The organism is Paenibacillus sp. FSL K6-2859 (assembly GCF_038008265.1).
Taxonomy (GTDB): Bacteria; Bacillota; Bacilli; order Paenibacillales; family Paenibacillaceae; genus Paenibacillus_AQ; species Paenibacillus_AQ nitricinens.
Genome location: NZ_JBBOYU010000001.1, coordinates 2,706,995 through 2,722,937, shown reverse-complemented (window position 1 = coordinate 2,722,937; position 15,943 = coordinate 2,706,995). Strand labels below are relative to the sequence as shown.

General features: G+C 42.2%; 15 protein-coding genes and 1 pseudogene. 4 read left to right on the top strand and 12 right to left on the bottom strand.

The window, feature by feature from the left end; translation table 11 throughout:
• Positions 1-83: 83 nt before the first annotated feature.
• From MHB64_RS11855 to MHB64_RS11840, 4 genes are all read right to left on the bottom strand, one after another.
• Positions 84-1,778: a methyl-accepting chemotaxis protein gene (locus MHB64_RS11855; protein ID WP_341134480.1), complete on the bottom strand. Its 1,695-nt coding sequence runs from the start codon at positions 1,776-1,778 to the stop codon at positions 84-86.
• A gap of 161 nt (positions 1,779-1,939) precedes the next feature.
• A complete protein-coding gene (locus MHB64_RS11850) occupies positions 1,940-2,638 on the bottom strand; it encodes a Crp/Fnr family transcriptional regulator (RefSeq protein ID WP_094874559.1) in 699 nt (232 codons plus the stop codon).
• Between the two features lie 97 nt (positions 2,639-2,735).
• On the bottom strand, positions 2,736-3,260 hold the full coding sequence (locus MHB64_RS11845) for a hypothetical protein (RefSeq protein ID WP_341134479.1): 525 nt from the start codon (positions 3,258-3,260) through the stop codon (positions 2,736-2,738).
• A 24-nt stretch (positions 3,261-3,284) separates the two neighbouring features.
• Positions 3,285-4,796, bottom strand: coding sequence for a DUF4153 domain-containing protein (locus MHB64_RS11840; RefSeq protein WP_341134478.1), 1,512 nt, complete (start codon positions 4,794-4,796; stop codon positions 3,285-3,287).
• Between the two features lie 111 nt (positions 4,797-4,907).
• Between MHB64_RS11840 and MHB64_RS11835 the strand changes: the two genes are divergently transcribed.
• The gene (locus MHB64_RS11835; RefSeq protein ID WP_341134477.1) at positions 4,908-6,602 is read left to right on the top strand and encodes an ABC transporter substrate-binding protein; all 1,695 of its coding nucleotides are present in this window, start codon (positions 4,908-4,910) and stop codon (positions 6,600-6,602) included.
• 28 nt (positions 6,603-6,630) lie between these two features.
• Here the strand turns inward: MHB64_RS11835 and MHB64_RS11830 are convergent, their stop codons facing one another.
• From MHB64_RS11830 to MHB64_RS11805, 6 genes are all read right to left on the bottom strand, one after another.
• On the bottom strand, positions 6,631-7,101 hold the full coding sequence (locus MHB64_RS11830) for a DinB family protein (RefSeq protein ID WP_341134476.1): 471 nt from the start codon (positions 7,099-7,101) through the stop codon (positions 6,631-6,633).
• A gap of 14 nt (positions 7,102-7,115) precedes the next feature.
• Complete coding sequence (locus tag MHB64_RS11825; protein ID WP_094874564.1) at positions 7,116-7,559, bottom strand: GNAT family N-acetyltransferase; 444 nt, start codon at positions 7,557-7,559, stop codon at positions 7,116-7,118.
• Between the two features lie 51 nt (positions 7,560-7,610).
• A complete protein-coding gene (locus MHB64_RS11820) occupies positions 7,611-8,057 on the bottom strand; it encodes a hypothetical protein (protein WP_094874565.1) in 447 nt (148 codons plus the stop codon).
• Positions 8,050-9,279, bottom strand: coding sequence for a sensor histidine kinase (locus MHB64_RS11815; RefSeq protein WP_094874566.1), 1,230 nt, complete (start codon positions 9,277-9,279; stop codon positions 8,050-8,052). The genes MHB64_RS11820 and MHB64_RS11815 overlap by 8 nt, the downstream gene beginning before the upstream one ends.
• A 255-nt stretch (positions 9,280-9,534) precedes the next feature.
• Positions 9,535-10,953 carry an NAD-dependent malic enzyme gene (locus tag MHB64_RS11810; protein WP_076298432.1) on the bottom strand — a complete coding sequence of 473 codons (1,419 nt, stop codon included), beginning with the start codon at positions 10,951-10,953 and terminating at the stop codon, positions 9,535-9,537.
• Between the two features lie 84 nt (positions 10,954-11,037).
• Complete coding sequence (locus MHB64_RS11805) at positions 11,038-11,538, bottom strand: GNAT family N-acetyltransferase (protein ID WP_341134475.1); 501 nt, start codon at positions 11,536-11,538, stop codon at positions 11,038-11,040.
• Positions 11,539-11,762: 224 nt separating this feature from the next.
• Between MHB64_RS11805 and MHB64_RS11800 the strand changes: the two genes are divergently transcribed.
• Entirely contained in the window at positions 11,763-12,758 is a 996-nt protein-coding gene (locus tag MHB64_RS11800) for an acrylyl-CoA reductase family protein (RefSeq protein WP_341134474.1), read from the top strand.
• Between the two features lie 318 nt (positions 12,759-13,076).
• On the opposite strand, the pseudogene MHB64_RS11795 reads toward MHB64_RS11800, so the two are convergent.
• Positions 13,077-13,664, bottom strand: a pseudogene (locus MHB64_RS11795) (cupin domain-containing protein); the annotation flags it as partial.
• A gap of 172 nt (positions 13,665-13,836) precedes the next feature.
• On the opposite strand from MHB64_RS11795, the gene MHB64_RS11790 reads away from it, so the two are divergent.
• Positions 13,837-14,694, top strand: coding sequence for an alpha/beta hydrolase (locus MHB64_RS11790; protein ID WP_280788987.1), 858 nt, complete (start codon positions 13,837-13,839; stop codon positions 14,692-14,694).
• Positions 14,695-14,974: 280 nt separating this feature from the next.
• Here MHB64_RS11790 and MHB64_RS11785 read toward each other — a convergent pair whose 3' ends face one another.
• Positions 14,975-15,472: a hypothetical protein gene (locus tag MHB64_RS11785; RefSeq protein ID WP_094875136.1), complete on the bottom strand. Its 498-nt coding sequence runs from the start codon at positions 15,470-15,472 to the stop codon at positions 14,975-14,977.
• A gap of 180 nt (positions 15,473-15,652) precedes the next feature.
• On the opposite strand from MHB64_RS11785, the gene MHB64_RS11780 reads away from it, so the two are divergent.
• A complete protein-coding gene (locus tag MHB64_RS11780) occupies positions 15,653-15,922 on the top strand; it encodes an excalibur calcium-binding domain-containing protein (RefSeq protein WP_341134473.1) in 270 nt (89 codons plus the stop codon).
• Positions 15,923-15,943: the final 21 nt, after the last annotated feature.

Here is a 15,943-nt window from a genome sequence, read left to right as displayed (position 1 = left end):
TATGTGGGATATTACGTTCAACAAAACAAAAGCCTCAGAGAAAACAGCGGGGATGAAATCCCTTAGCTCTCTGAAGCTTCGTGTTATACATTAAATCTAGCTACCAAACCCTGCAGTCCACGCGCCATCGTACTTAAATTATTTGCTGAAGAAGCAATTTGTTCGACCGAAGCCATTTGCTCTTGCGAGGCTGCTGATACATGCTGTGTACTCGCTGCAGTTGTTTCTGAGATCTGCGTGACGCTGCGAATCGATTCCACGATCTCATCCGATGCCGCCGTAATCTCCTCCACCGCACCAGATACGTCCTGAACCTGTTCAGCTAGTGAATCTATAGATACGCGAATCTCACTAAAGGAACGACCCGCTTCCTCAATAATTTCCGTACCTCCCTTTACTTCACTCATACTGCTCCTCATGACTTTCATGGCATCATCTGCTTCACTTTGAATCCCACTCGCCATTTCTGCAATTTGATTGGCGGATTCTGCGGATTGCTCCGCAAGCTTTCGAACCTGGTCAGCAACTACAGCGAAACCTCTACCCTGCTCACCAGCGCGCGCCGCCTCAATGGTCGCGTTTAAGGCCAGCATATTCGTCTGCGATGCGATTCCTTTTATGACGCCTACAATAGTGCTGATCTGCTGAGATCGATTCACAAAGCCTTGGACTTGCTGGGATAAGGACTGAATGGAACAATTAATCGATTCCATCTGCTGTCCTGCAGCCTGAATGGATTCATCTCCAGCGATGGCAAACGCTGCGGAACGATGGGAGGCTTCGGATATATCCTGTACGCTGGCAGCAATTTGTCCGATTCCTAGCGATATTTCCGAGATTGTAATCGTATTAGTCTGTAAATCATTCATCTGTTTAGCGGTTCCCGAGGCCACTTCACCCATAATATCCGATATTCGTTCTGTAGCACCTGCCGTCACTCCACTATCTGAAGTAAGCTTAGAAGAGGAATCTGCTAAACGATTGGCTGATAGCCTGACCTGTTCAATCATCGTGCTCAGATTATCTGTCATTTTATTAAAATTAGAAGCCAGCTCACCAATCTCATCCTTAGAACGGACGCTCAGCTTACGAGTAAGATCGGCATCCCCATCGGCAATCTCCTTTAGCTGTGTGTTCACATCACGAAGCGGTTTAATAATTCTCCCAGAGATTAAGAGGGCAAGGATGACGGCGAGAATGACTGACAAACCGGTCACACCCAGGCTAGTAATCAAGGCGTTGTTGCGATGCGAATCTGCTTGACTCTGCCCATTCTGAATTTCCTCCATGAGCATATTCTGAAACACAATCTGAGATTCGACCATAGCATCTAGAGATAGATTCGTGAACTTCTTCTGCGCTTCAGGGAAATTACCCTCCTTGGCTAAGGCAAACGCTTCCTTCAATACTAGTAAATAATCATTCCATTTAGTCTTTAGTTCTGTTACACCTGTTAGTTCAGCTTCGCTTAATTTCGCACTCTCCAGCGCTGTAATCGCATTCTCAATCAATGGAAGCATTTCTTCATACTGAGACAAATAGGACTTTCGTTCCTCCTCTGTGTTGCTCATCACATAACGGGCACCCAGTTCGTCTGCTGTACGAATCTTATCCGTTAAGTCTTGAACTAATGACAGCTTGTCCCAGTTATGATTGACCTGATCTGTCAGTAAGGTAACCTTACCTTGAAACAAAGTGTTTCCCGCTATAGCGACTAAAAAGACTACAATTACCGCAGCAAAGCCTAGGACTATTTTTCCACGAATACTTTTCGTCATCGTATTTCCTCATCTCTATGTATGTATATCTACTTGGTACTTTTATCCTACTATCATTTTCTTAAGGCACTCTGAATTTGAACTGAATATTTGCTTAAAAAAAACAAAAAGACCCCTACTTCCGGCCCAGGCAGGAACTAATGGTCTTCAGAGATCTTTTTTTATTCGTATAAATTTCCATTTGCCAGCTCAGCGAGCTTGGATTCATCAAGCACACTTAAGCGTCCTCGATTTCTTGTAATAATTCCTTCATCAATAAAACGACGTACGATTCGATTCAAATGCCGATAGCTTGTACCAAGCAGTTCTGCTGTTTCTATAAGGCTGGAGGTTCTAATCTCCTCCACTCGTCGGTCTCCGTTTTTATCAGCGAATAAAGACATCAAATAACTGGCAAAGCGATTCTCCACCGGATACAACAGGTTAAGTGCGGAGGCTTGGCCGAGCGTATGCAATTTATGACTAAGTTCTCCTACTAGAAAACGGAGCAACGCTGTATTTTCCTCAAGCTCTCTCAGCAGTAATCTTCTCCCCGCAAAAAGAATCAAGCTCTCACCCACAGACTCCACTTGATTCTTAACAGGAAAGCGATGAAGCAGCTCCACATCCCCTATGACTGATATAGGATTTGTAAACCGCACCAGCATAGACTTGCCGTTTGGCAGCAGCGTCTGAATTTTGAGCTTGCCCTCGACTAATATGAACATTCCATCCAATTGATCTCCAACCAAACATAGCTTTTCTTCATCCGTATAACGTCTCAATTCCATTTTGTAAGTTACTAGCGGACTAAATATTCCATCCAGACCGTTCTTCACTGCCAAGGCACGGACTGCCTCACGGTCATTTATCGTCTGCATGTTGTGCCCCCTCAAGTGTTTGCTCAAATAAGTGTAATTTAGAATACCCCACAAAAAAAGGACATATGTCCTTTTTAAAGAGATATCCTAAAACACCTCACATCACAACAGAGTCCACACTATATCGGATCATATTCACTTTGTGATCTTGTAACCAAAATTCTAAACTCCGATAATTGATTTTATCCACATACCCGATAATATCAGCCCCTTGTTCCCCTCTTTTATAATAAGAAAAGCCGTAAGCTTCAATCACAGCATCAGCAGAAGATCCCACATGAATCCCTCTGCTAGTGCTCATCTTCTGATCGGAATAGACGCTGATTAGAATGATTTGGTGATCACCACGCGCAGTAGCTACTGTTGTCTCGTTATCCAAATTATAATATTGATACCGTTCAATGTCATCACGTGGTTTAGGCACCTGATTGAGTGATTCGAGGCTCTGAAGCAGCTGAATATCTCCCAGTCCCTCCTGTTCTAGATTAGTGCTGGATACACGAGAGTAATGACTTTGCCTTGGTGCATTATATAAATAGATATGATAAATCCCATAACTTAAACCTACCACAATAAAAATGATAATAAATGACCAACCTTTACTAAATGGCTTCTGCCTCATTGTCCTCACACCTTTTTCTAACCTTTACTGTGCAAAATATTTCTCCAGCTCGCGCTGTGCCCGATATTCTGGAAAATTAAAAGACTGCCAATTGCGCTCTCGTTGTGCTCCGTTCCACCATTCGTTTTTCAAAAATTGATCCAGCATCCCGTCTTCCTTCCGGCTGAACTTAATCAGAGAAGGGATGACCTCCGGTGATAGACCGACCAAATAATCTGCGTCCAGCTTACCACTTACCTCATAACGCTCCATATTCTTATTAGCAATAATGGCATCCATCCCGATATAGTTCATTACCATATAAGAGGCCAGACCTAGCACAATATAACATTTAGCCAGCGGCAAACGTGGAACGGCTATCCGTACAGCGGCAAGAATCAACAGCAATCCCATAAAAATCATAAATGCATGAACCAGGAATCGAATCGTAGTATAACCATACGCCTCTTCATACAGCGTTAATCTACTAAAAGCGGAATACAACATGACTGTGGAACAGCCGACCAAGATATACAGCAGAATATTAATGACTTTTTGGAGCAGCCCGCCCCGCTTTCCTTCCGATCCCACAGCCAGCAATAAAATCACAAAATTAATCGTGGTCACCATCATTAGTTCGAAAAATCCACTGCGAGCGTAATCAGCATAGGAACTCCCCTCTGGCACCATCCCTTCCCAAGCTCCAAACAAGTAAGAAAATTGGACGATTACGAACAGTACATATACCGTGTTAATGGCTATAAGAATTGTCGTCATAATTACTGGATCAACCTTAAAGGCGACAGGTGCCAGCGCAGGACCATACTCCTTTGGCTGCACATTCCAGTCATAGATCTTCGAGTCCACAAAACCCCACACTAAACCGAAAAAACCCATAGCCAACAGCAGTATCCACAGCGTCCGCACAATAATTTCACCAAATGAAATTCGATCCAACATATTTGGCAGCCAAATGAGCACATGATGAAACACACCATCGGCCGAGGCCAGCAGGGTAATCACAACAAGCAATATCGGTAAAGAGATCGCAAGTCCTGTGAACACTTTCCCCAGCACTTGCTTGCGTTCATCCTTCACCTTACTATCACTGTTACTTTTAATGTCCTTGAACACCGTACCCCAGTGACGAAAATTCTGTGGAAGCAAATGCTCGAGCGTATCCCAAAGTATTTTGAACTGACTCCAAGAGGGGCGTTTATCACTTAGTAAATAAGTCATATGTAATAAAATGAGCACTGGAATTACTAAAAGGTTGAGCCCAAAGTAGAATAGATTATGAAATAACACATAGGTCAACGAGAGTAGGAAAATCGCTCCGAACCAGAAGTAACTTATTTTAGTGAGTTTACGCAGCTTAGCCTTAGCGTAATAAAGCATATACGCATAAAATAGACACACAAAGATAGGATAAGAAACACCCGGCAAATTTCCATAGAACAACAACTGATGAACAATCGCCAGAAAGAAGGCAACAATTAAAGCGGCAAGTGATCGATTAAGATTAGGCTTAGGCTTAAGCTCCGTTTCATCGGTCATGGTAAACACCCCCATATTTTTACTTTCTTATCCTTATTTTAAATGATAAAATAAGAAAAAAAAGAGAAAGAATTTTTTAATAATTTCCTATTTTACGAAGGGATCTAAACCATGAAGCTGCATAGCCAATATTTAAAACTACACTCTCAGTTTGGGGGAGCGACAGAAATCTCAGTTACGATGGATGAACTAGCATTGACCTTCGGATGTACACATCGTAATGCCATGCACATTGTAAATAAAATGATACAGCTCGAATGGGTGCAATGGATACCAAAGCGTGGGCGCGGAAGTCGTTCTTTGTTACAGTTCCTTGTCCCTTCTGAAGAAATTGCACTTCAATCTATGATGCAGGCCATCAGCCGTAAAGATGTTCACAAAGCCATTGAAGGCATCAAAACCCATGCCAGCTCTTCCTCGCTGCAGGATACCTTACAAGGTTGGCTGCTGACCTATTTTGGTCATCATTCCGAAATCCGTAGTGACAAACAGATTGATACCTTGCGGCTTCCCATCACCCAGCAGCTACATACCTTCGACCCGCTTCATATGAATCTATTGGCAGAGTCCTTTGTTTCCAGTCATGTCTTCGACGGATTAGTGAGACGCAGCGGAGAGCGGGATAAGATTGTACCAAGTCTTGCTCATGCCTGGGAAGTGGATGAGAGCCGTACGATTTGGACTTTTTTTCTACGCAAAGAAGTGTTGTTCCATCATGGAAAAGTACTGACTGCAAAAGATGTAGTCTATTCCTTGGGACGGCTGATGCAAACCTCAAAGCGGACACTCTATAGTTATATTTTCAAAGAAATCCAGCAAGTTACCGCGCTAAATCCATCCACCGTTCAAATTACGCTTAAACAGCCCAATGAGCTATTTCTCCCTTTCTTGTGTACGAGTAGAGCGGCAATTGTTCCGCGTGATTTAGAAGGCATGGACGAACCTAGTTTTGGCCGTAGACCGGTGGGGACAGGACCATTTAAGGTTGTGGACATGAATGAGGACACTTGTGTACTGGAGGTTTTTCCTTATTACTTTCAAGGACGAGCTCATTTAGATCGAGTCGAAATAATGTATGTTCCGTGGGATACTGAGTCTGGTTCCTCCGATACTAGCTCAGCTTTTCATGTGATTCAGAATCCTTCATCCACCAATTCTTCTTCTTGGAGCCGGATTCATTCAGAGTCCTACATTCGTAAATTTGTTACCTGCAACACGCAAAAAAAAGGACCGCTTAGCGACCCCCTTCTTCGGGCAAAGATCGTATCCTGTTTAAAAGATGATTCAGTGTCTGTATCGCATAAGTCGATGGAAGACCATGAGGTCACCTTGCAAATAACTACCATTCCGCAATATGCTAACGATGCTGATTGTATTGCTACTAAACTAGAGCATCAAGGTTATCACTGTACGGTTGTTTCCGTGTCTCCAGAAGAGTTTAAAGGCCCGATTCGGCTGGAATCTGACCTGATTGTTTTCTCTTTATTTCGTGATGAGGATGAACAGCTTCGTTTATTTGATTTATACCTCACGCTCTCTCAACATATAGAACCACATACCCGTGCAGATATTGAAGGCTGGCTCTATACCATTGCAAGAGAACCCAATCCTGAAGCTAGATCTGAGAGCTTTAGGATTATCGAGAACCGTCTTCTTGAGGAGCATCATCTACACATCTTGTATGAAAAACCCACCCAAACTGCTTATCTCCCCTCTGTCCGAGGCGTAAGCTTTAATAGTCAGGGCTGGGTTGATCTTCGACATGTATGGTTCCCGCCGCTGCTCTCCAGCTGCAGCACTACATGATATACGCCATATTCCTTTAATTCCCGAATCATCGGAGCCCTTTTCCAATCAAATTAGCAGAAATTGGCTCCCTCCCGATTTCTCTTGCCCAGACGGACAACTGTCCGACATGATGAATCTCATGAGCGATCACATGACGCATCACTTCACCCCAAGTATCAGTCACGACCCGGCCATCCGCCAAATGATCCTCAAAAATATTTTGCTCCAAGCCCGCATGCCAAGAAAGTACAAAGGGTTCTACATCGGCCCGAAATTTCGCATCCAGTTCTCTTACCTGCTGCAAAGACTTGTAATGCTCGAATTCCTCCTGAAAATCCGGTTTACCTTGCAATACTTGAATCCAGCTCCACTCTACATCAATAATGTGAAAGAGAGTCTTCAATATGCTGCCTACGCCACCCGTACGTGCCCCAAGTAGCTCTTCCTCAGAAATACTCTCACACCACTCGTACCATTGTTCACGAACCATCCAGTTATATTTAAAGAATGTTTGCAAATCAAGACCTCCTTTTAATGAGAGCTTAGATGTTTCCGGTAACCTTCCACCTTCTCATCTCTATATCCTAACGACTCATAAAAAATATGCGCTTCCTTACGCTTCTCTCCAGAAACTAAAATGATATAGAAACAATCTTTCCCACGGGCCATTTCTTCAATGGCGATCATCAATTTTTTACCAACACCTTGACGACGAGCCCGCGAGGAAACGACCACATTTTCAATCACCATAAACGGTTTACAATCCCCTATTAGGTCATGACAGAGAATCCCCATCACAGACCCCATCAACTCCCCATCCACAAAAGCGCCCAACAATATGTATCGATGATCTGCCTTAATCACTTTAAATACTTCTTCGAATTTGTTATGATCCGATGGTTGATCCATCAGCTCCTGATATAAATCACCAAGTTCATGAAGAGACTCCACTTCTATTTCTTTAATAACGACCATGAATGTTCAACCTGCTTTCTTTAATTCAAGAAATTTTTCATATATGCACCACTATTTACGAACCTTCAGTTCAAATTCATCCTTCTGCCCATCCCACTCTACAACAACCCTAATAATCGAGTCCTCGTGTTCAAACGCCCCGCTTCCAGCTCTTTCGGACTTCAACTCACTTTTTCTTACTCCCTTAACATCTTCTAAGGTTTTACTTCCTCCACCTGATGTTCCCTTGAAGCTATATTTAAAAGAACTGATCTTATCGAGATCGGTAAGTTCACCTTTATACTTAAGCTCGAAGGTTGAATCAAACCAGGTTTCATACTCTGACCTTACGCCCTTTTTATCGATGAACTTCTCAGTCGCCTTTTGAACATATTCTGCCGACCAAACGTCTCCTTCACCTGAGAAGGTATAATTATGCTTATAGGTAGTTGTATTGCAGGCAGCAAGAAGAACTATGATTATTCCAGACAGCATCAGTGCGGATAGCTTCTTAATCATTAAAGATCCCTCCCGGTTCTGATAAAAAGCGAATCGTAACGGTTGTCCCCTTACCTTTAGAGCTATTATAATAAATTTCCCCGCCATATTTTTCCACAATATTAAAGCAAATCATTAACCCTAAACCGGTTCCATTACTTTTTAAGGAATAAAAAGGTGTGCCCAGCGACTTAACCTCAGCCTCGGACATCCCACTACCTTCATCTGTGATCATGATCTCGATAAAATTATTATTTCTATTTGCTATGACGGAGACTGATTTCCCTACATCCGAGGCTTCCAGCGCATTTTTTATAATATTAATGAGCAACTGCTTAAACTCAATTTTATTAATGGAAATATAACAGCCTTCCTCTACCTTTATATCGATTTGGTTATCAGATAACATGGCATAGGAATGAAGCAGACCCGTAACACTTTGAAGGACATCCTTCACATCTACTTTCTCTAGTCTTTGATCTCCATTTGGTTTGGATAGGGTTAGAAATTGAGAGATAATCTGTTCTACTGTGTTTAATTCATCAATCATTAAGTTGAACTTACTTTTTTTAGAACCATCAAATGAATCGTCCTCTTTGAACAATTGCAAAAAACCTCTAACCACGGTTATTGGATTTCGAATTTCATGTGCAACAGCAGCTGTTAATTGTCCTACCATCTTTAACCGCTCGGATTGCTGTAATTGTTCATAATACAGTTGCTGCTTTTTCATCCGTTTAAATGATAAATGGAAAATGAAAAATAATAATGCTTGAACAGCTATTATATTTATAATGTTGCCAATTATGTCATGATGTAAATAAGTATATAATTCACCTTTGTCAATAAAAATGACATAACTAAAAGTAATTACCATCAATATTCCATTTATAATAAAGGAAAAGTAAAACAATTTTAAATCGAAAAATAGAATAGAAAGTGCAGGAATAAGGCAAATCAAAATATAGGTGGTCCAAGTTTGTGGATATAAAAAGAAAAGCGTATAGAAGTAAGCAAATCCAAAAAGAATGATGATCTTTCTAAAAGTATATGTCTCATACTTAGGATAGATCCATAAACTAATGGATAGAATCATCACGCACAAAAAATGTACAATGTATCCAAAATTAATTCCATTCAACTCTGTTGTAGACAGTATTAATCCAGATATCATAAGGGTAATGTTTAATAACATTACAATGTAATAGATTTTTCGATTCACCTGACTGTAAAACTCTTTCATGAATTCACCACTTCTATATTAATTTAACCCTTTTTTAGATACTACCCTCTCTAGAGGCAAAATTTAAGGGCACCCAATTGGATGCCCTTTCTACATCTCATACATTATTGTAATTATATCAGCCACTTTACTAAAATGGGAATAAATACTTTTAGCCCTAATTATGATACGCCACAGCCTCTCAGTTATGTGTCAATCTATAAAAAAATAGACTGCTCTCTCACTAAGCAAAGCAGTCCATTTATAGTATCGCTTTTATTCCATATCCTTATCAATATCCTTAGGGATCCGGCGGGCTACATCCGTTGCAATAGCTGCATGGATCACTGCCAGACGCACTAACTCTACCACTTTTTCGTTAAAAATACTTGGGATTACATATTGCTCATTAACCTCATCCGGATGAACGACTGAAGCAATCGCTTTTGCCGCGGCTAGCTTCATTTCAAGGTTCACTGTTTTTGCTCTGCAATCCAGTGCGCCACGGAAGATCCCCGGAAAACACAGCACATTGTTGATCTGATTCGGATAGTCACTTCTACCTGTCGCTAATACGCGAACAAAAGGCTCGGCCAATTCTGGTTCAATCTCCGGTGTCGGATTAGCCATTGCAAACACAATGTTATCGCTGGCCATACTCTTGAGATGATCGACCGATAGAATCCCGCCACGCGACACCCCAATAAAGACATCTGCTCCCTGCATAACCTCCGTAAGTCCACCTTCAATACCTTCCGGGTTAGTTGCATCAGCAAGCTTCCGCCATTCCTGATTATCATACTGAAGATCTTTTCTAAGAACACCTTCACGATCTACCGCGTAGATTTTGCGAGCACCTGCCGCCAGAAGCATATTACAGATGGACACACCAGCCGCACCTATACCCACAACGACAATTCTAACATCTTCGATAGATTTATTTACTACTTTAAGCGCATTCAAAAGACCTGCCAAAACTACAACAGATGTACCGTGCTGATCATCATGAAATACCGGAATATCCAGCTCTTCGGCAAGCCGACGTTCAATCTCGAAACAACGCGGAGAACTGATATCTTCTAAGTTGATACCCCCAAATCCAGGAGATACTGCTTTAACGATATTAATGATTTCATCTGAATCTTTAGTATTTAAGCAGAGTGGAAAAGCATCGATGTTCGCCAATTGCTTAAACAGCATAGCCTTACCTTCCATAACAGGCATAGCCGCCTCCGGTCCGATATCTCCTAGTCCAAGTACAGCCGTTCCGTCTGTAACAACGGCTACAGTATTCCGCTTCATCGTCAACGAATAGGCTTTGTTTGGATCTTCGGCAATCGCCGTACACACTCGGGCAACTCCCGGAGTATACACCAGCGATAAATCCTCCCGATTTTTGATAGGCATTTTTGGTGTGATTTCAATTTTTCCGCCAAGATGAGCAAGAAAAGTTCGATCTGATACATTAATTACTTTGACTCCTGGCATCTTCGATAGTATAGACATCATTTCTCCATTCGAGGCATCTTGCACGTTTATTGTTATATCTCGAGTTGTTACATCCTTACCTGCACGAATCACGTCAATAGCGACGATATCTCCGCCTGCAGTGGCAATTCCTGAAGCAACATCACCAAAAGAAGCAACCGATTTCCGAATTTCGAGCCTGACAATCATCGTTGTTGCAATAGCCATGAATTAGCCTCTCTTTCTTCAACCCTAAGATTTCAAATACACTATACTATACCATTTAAACAAACTTTCTTCCTATTGAATAGATCACCTTAGTATTTTTCTTAATATAGTATTTCCTTCGGCACCAGGACCAAATACATCAGGGATCGTAGCAACGGGCACAAAGCCATTTTTACCGTAAAAAGCAATCACATCAAAATCTTCTGCATAGGTCAGCATAAGTAAACAGTAAGCTCCTCTACTCTTAACAACCTTTTCTACATGCTGAAGTAAAATACCTCCTATTCCTTTTCTACGATGTTCTTTACTTACTCCAATGTCTAAAACTTCAGCTCTTGCGCCAAGCGCGGGAATACCAATCGGTGCCTCCTCATGCAGAACGGCAACAATACCAAAAGCATCGCATTGTTCATTCTCATGATAGCCATAAAACAACGCCCCTCGCTGAAAATGTGATTGTATGCGACGTCTCAACCACTGCTCATGGTTACGATTGTTTCTATCCAGATGGATATGTTCAACCTCTGCTAAGAGATCCAAGTACGGCTCGATCTCATGTTCACGAATTAATTTTATAATAGACATTCAACAATTCTCCCTCAAAAACAAGTTATGTATCAGCAGTCTGAACTTAACATGTCCACTGCACAAATAACATGGAGAGTTTGATTATAATGTTGCAATACACATTTAAAAAGTCCTTCACGGAGTCTCACTTGCGTTATATCATAGACAATGACAAGTTAATTGGGCAGAATAAATATTATATAAATGCCTCACCTATAACGTAGTTGAAGGAGCTTACACTTATGACAGAATCATTTCAAGCATTAGTTGTCGACAAAACAGAATCATCGTTCTCCGTCGCTGTTAAGCCAGTTACCTTAGAAGAGCTACCCGCAGGAGAAGTTGTAATTAAAGTTGCATACTCCAGTGTGAATTATAAAGACGGATTAGCCAGTATCCCTAACGGGAAAATTGTAAGATCCTACCCTTTTATTCCAGGCATCGACTTATCCGGTATTGTGGTCTCTTCCACAGACGATCGGTTCCATGAAGGACAGCAAGTCATTGCAACAGGGTATGGTATGGGTGTATCTCATTTTGGAGGATTTAGCGAATATACACGAATTCCTGCTGCTTGGATCACCCCAATTCCGGTAGGACTTACACTAAGAGAAGCTATGATTTATGGTACAGCTGGACTAACTGCAGCCTTGTCCATTCAAGCTCTGGAAGACAATGACTTAGCACCAGACAAAGGCAAAGTACTGGTAACGGGAGCGACCGGTGGTGTGGGTGGATCGGCTATCGCTATGCTTAGCACAAAAGGCTATAGCGTAGTGGCCAGCACTGGTAATAAAGAAGCTAACGAATATTTGAAAACTCTTGGCGCGGAAGAAGTCATTTCACGCGAAGATGTTACAGGCGGATCTAGCAAACCATTAGAGAAGCAACTATGGCAAGGTGCTGTAGATTCCGTTGGCGGAAACTCACTTGCGTCGATTTTGAGTAAAATCTCCTACAGAGGTTCTGTTGCTGCAAGCGGCCTGACCGGTGGCACTTCTGTTCCAACTACCGTCCTTCCCTTTATTCTTCGGGGGGTTAACCTGCTCGGTATTGATTCCGTAGAGTGTCCTGCTGAGCTACGCGAAAAGGTGTGGACACGGATGGCGACTGATTTGAAGCCTGCACAGCTTGAGAACCTTGTAGATCGTGAAGTAACCTTGAATGAACTGCCACAAGCATTGGAAGATATTCTGCAAGGAAACACACGCGGCAGAGTGCTTGTCCGTTTATCTTAAACCCTAACAAGTAAACCTCCCGGGAGATTTAATCTCGGGAGGTTTTTGTAGTTACTCTTGATTATTTGAATATTGATAATTCGGCTGTTGTTGTACATAAGGCTGTTGGCGATAGTGCTGTTCATAGCCTTGAGTGTAGTATCCTTGCATTGGATAAGGCTGATACGTGAACGCTTGTGTAGCTTGGGGCATTTGTGAAGCTATAGGGATCGGTTGAGCTTGCATTTGAGCGTATGGTTGCATGTTTGGATGCATGTTAGGTTGCATGTTAGGTTTCATATTTGCATGCATATTCATACTTGGTGCCATATTTGGTTTCATATTTGGAGCCATATTTGGAGTCATATTACTTACTCCCTTTACTTTATCTTCCTCACAGCAGTCGGCAGGTGGGCCGATAAAGGTTCCAGGTTTAATAGGCGCTAAGGCTTCCTTTACCAAGGCTTCATTCAAACAGTAAGTATGAGCTAATACATTCGCAGGTGTTTTGCTCAGGATATCCGAGCCTAAGATGACCTCTGGAATAGGCGCATCAAAAATCGCAAGCAAATGTGTATTATCGACGGTTGCCACCTCATAATGCCACCAGCCTTGCGGCACGTTCGCCACTTGACCTGGACATATTGGGAAATGAAGAAGTTCATTTGTAAACGGATTGAGTATAGACACTACTGCTGACCCACAGATACAATAGACAAGCTCTGCCGCATTTTGATGATAATGAGGCTCTACCACATTCGATTTACTGAGGAAAATATCAAGGAGTGAAATATTCTCCAATGTGTTTAGTTGTTTAATCGACAGCATGTTAATGAAATTGTTGGCATCCTTTTTAAAGAGAGTATTAGTGTTCACATCGAAAGTAAATTGTGTATCAGGGGACGTATAATCCATGTATGAAGTCACTGTTTATTCCTACCCTTCTGTTCCCGTAAATTTTTGATTTCCTAGAACAACATATGCGTTAGCCTATGCCTAGGTGCCGGAGATTCAGTGACTCCAATAAAAATTCATCTTTCCCTGTTAAACGGGGCATCCTCTATAATGTTAAATTCTCACACTATACAGGAGGCAAAGTATGAAATCGATTCACACTAAAATAGTATTAGCGTTATGTATCTCTATCTTCACTATTATGGGGTTGCAGCCTTTGAATCAGCACTCCACGGTTGCGGCCGCTAACCACAAATCCTCTACCAAACAGACTCCATTAACCTTTGTTCTGATTCATGGGTCTTGGGCTACAGCAGGTTTTTGGGATGAAACAGCCGCCGAGCTTCGTAAGTTAGGGCATACCGTCTACACACCGGAATATGCGGGACATGGCGCGGATAAGAATAATAATGTAACACATGAGCAAATCACAAAGTCCGTTGTCGACTATATCAAACAAAAAGACTTGAAGGATTTTATTCTGCTTGGACATAGCTTTGGTGGATCAGTCATTCAAACAGTTTCCCAGCAAGTACCTGATCGGATCAAACGGATCGTGTTCTTTGATGCCTTCGCGCCGCTTGACGGGCAAAGTGTGGCAGATCAATTTCCTGCTGAGTCACTTAAATCCTTTGAACAGCTAAGAGACGCTTCCGGTAATAATACCATCACGCTCCCTTTCCCGCTTTTCCGGGATACCTTCGTCAACACTGCCAGTCTTGCAGAGGCACATGCCTTTTATAAACAAGCTCCGCCTGAACCAGCTACTCCACTATTTGAAAAGCTGGATCTCAAGAAATTCTACAGTCTCCAAATCCCTAAAAGTTATCTTTATCTGACGGAAGACACGGCTATCCCACAAGGCCCATATGGGTTTCACCCGACTCAGTCCAGTCATTTGGGCGTTTTCCGCTTCATCGAAGGCAAAGGTGATCATATGACCACTGTCCGAACCGAGCCAAAAATGATGGCGGAATTGATGGTCAAGGCGGGTAGAGACTAGAGACATTATGGTGAGCAAATTAGCGAAGCTATCGGACTCAGATGCAGCTATTCACCCAAAACTGCTCCAATAATGCGGAATTGAAGGGGAATAAGAGCTATACGGTCCGCAATGTTCGAGTGAAGAGATACTTTTTGAGTTGGCCGTCAGCGTACGCTGATTTCTTATGATGAGACATGCGTGCAGTTGATCGCTAGTGCTACAAATCTTATAAAAAAGAGCAAGCGTAAGGGAATCTTCCCTACTACGCTTGCTCTTTTTACAATTCTCCGCATGACATTTAAGGATTCGGCTTCACTCCGGTAATCACCCAGCTATTATGATCTTTAACAAGTGAGATCGTCAGTAGCATGGATGGTTCTGGACCATTTGAGGTTGCGGTATCTATACGCATTTCTATAACCTCTGAATTTGGGTTAATTACTGTTTCTTTAGTAACCTCGTACTTTGTAATCCACGGACTGGATACGCCCGTTACCCAATTCAGTTCAACAAACTGCGGATACATAACCTTTTTGAGCTCCTTGGAAAAGATCGAATATTGAATTGACGCATTCCGGTGCTGCAAACCGAACCCGTAGAGCTCAGCAGCTTGAAATGCAGAAGGCAATATAATTCGTTTAGACTCCGGGGCTGGCAAAGGCATGGCTGAGAGCAGCTTTCCATTAGACTGGATCACCGTTCCGTTGTTATCAGGCGCACCTATCGCGATTCCCGGCAGAAGCAACAGCCCTGCGATTAGGGTGGCTGCCAATTTCTTTGTGCTAATTAGAATCACCTCATAGAAAGCTTTTTCACCTCATGTAAATTGAATTCTAATTATTCCCCGTCGTCGCTGATAATTATGTATGTTAGGACTACCTGTCTAGATTTTTCATAATATCCCCCCCTGTGCAATAAACTGGTAATATAAAAAGAGAGGTTATTTTAATAACTAAACTTTAGAGGAGATGTCCCCATGAAAAAATACTTAAGGCTCTGTCTATCGGCAGGTCTGCTGCTCGCTCTAGCCGTCGGTACCGTAAGTACAGCAAGTGCTGAATCCAAGGTCAAAACTTATAAAAACTGTACAGAGCTAAACAAAGTTTACAAAGGTGGAGTCGCCATTTCCAGCTCAACCAAGAACAAAGGTGGAAAAACGAAATATAAACCTTTTGTATCTAAGGCGCTCTATGAAGCCAACAAAAAAAGCGACCGTGACAAAGACGGAATCGCTTGTGAGAAATAAGATTTACCCCTGACTCCTGCT

What these genes read in the sequence shown, in the direction of transcription:
- MHB64_RS11855 (WP_341134480.1), bottom strand. Translation starts at nt 1,778, where the DNA reads ATGACGAAAAGTATTCGTGGAAAAATAGTCCTAGGCTTTGCTGCGGTA.
- MHB64_RS11850 (WP_094874559.1), bottom strand. Translation starts at nt 2,638, where the DNA reads ATGCAGACGATAAATGACCGTGAGGCAGTCCGTGCCTTGGCAGTGAAG.
- MHB64_RS11845 (WP_341134479.1), bottom strand. Translation starts at nt 3,260, where the DNA reads ATGAGGCAGAAGCCATTTAGTAAAGGTTGGTCATTTATTATCATTTTT.
- MHB64_RS11840 (WP_341134478.1), bottom strand. Translation starts at nt 4,796, where the DNA reads ATGACCGATGAAACGGAGCTTAAGCCTAAGCCTAATCTTAATCGATCA.
- MHB64_RS11835 (WP_341134477.1), top strand. Translation starts at nt 4,908, where the DNA reads ATGAAGCTGCATAGCCAATATTTAAAACTACACTCTCAGTTTGGGGGA.
- MHB64_RS11825 (WP_094874564.1), bottom strand. Translation starts at nt 7,559, where the DNA reads ATGGTCGTTATTAAAGAAATAGAAGTGGAGTCTCTTCATGAACTTGGT.
- MHB64_RS11820 (WP_094874565.1), bottom strand. Translation starts at nt 8,057, where the DNA reads ATGATTAAGAAGCTATCCGCACTGATGCTGTCTGGAATAATCATAGTT.
- MHB64_RS11815 (WP_094874566.1), bottom strand. Translation starts at nt 9,279, where the DNA reads ATGAAAGAGTTTTACAGTCAGGTGAATCGAAAAATCTATTACATTGTA.
- MHB64_RS11810 (WP_076298432.1), bottom strand. Translation starts at nt 10,953, where the DNA reads ATGGCTATTGCAACAACGATGATTGTCAGGCTCGAAATTCGGAAATCG.
- MHB64_RS11805 (WP_341134475.1), bottom strand. Translation starts at nt 11,538, where the DNA reads ATGTCTATTATAAAATTAATTCGTGAACATGAGATCGAGCCGTACTTG.
- MHB64_RS11800 (WP_341134474.1), top strand. Translation starts at nt 11,763, where the DNA reads ATGACAGAATCATTTCAAGCATTAGTTGTCGACAAAACAGAATCATCG.
- MHB64_RS11790 (WP_280788987.1), top strand. Translation starts at nt 13,837, where the DNA reads ATGAAATCGATTCACACTAAAATAGTATTAGCGTTATGTATCTCTATC.
- MHB64_RS11780 (WP_341134473.1), top strand. Translation starts at nt 15,653, where the DNA reads ATGAAAAAATACTTAAGGCTCTGTCTATCGGCAGGTCTGCTGCTCGCT.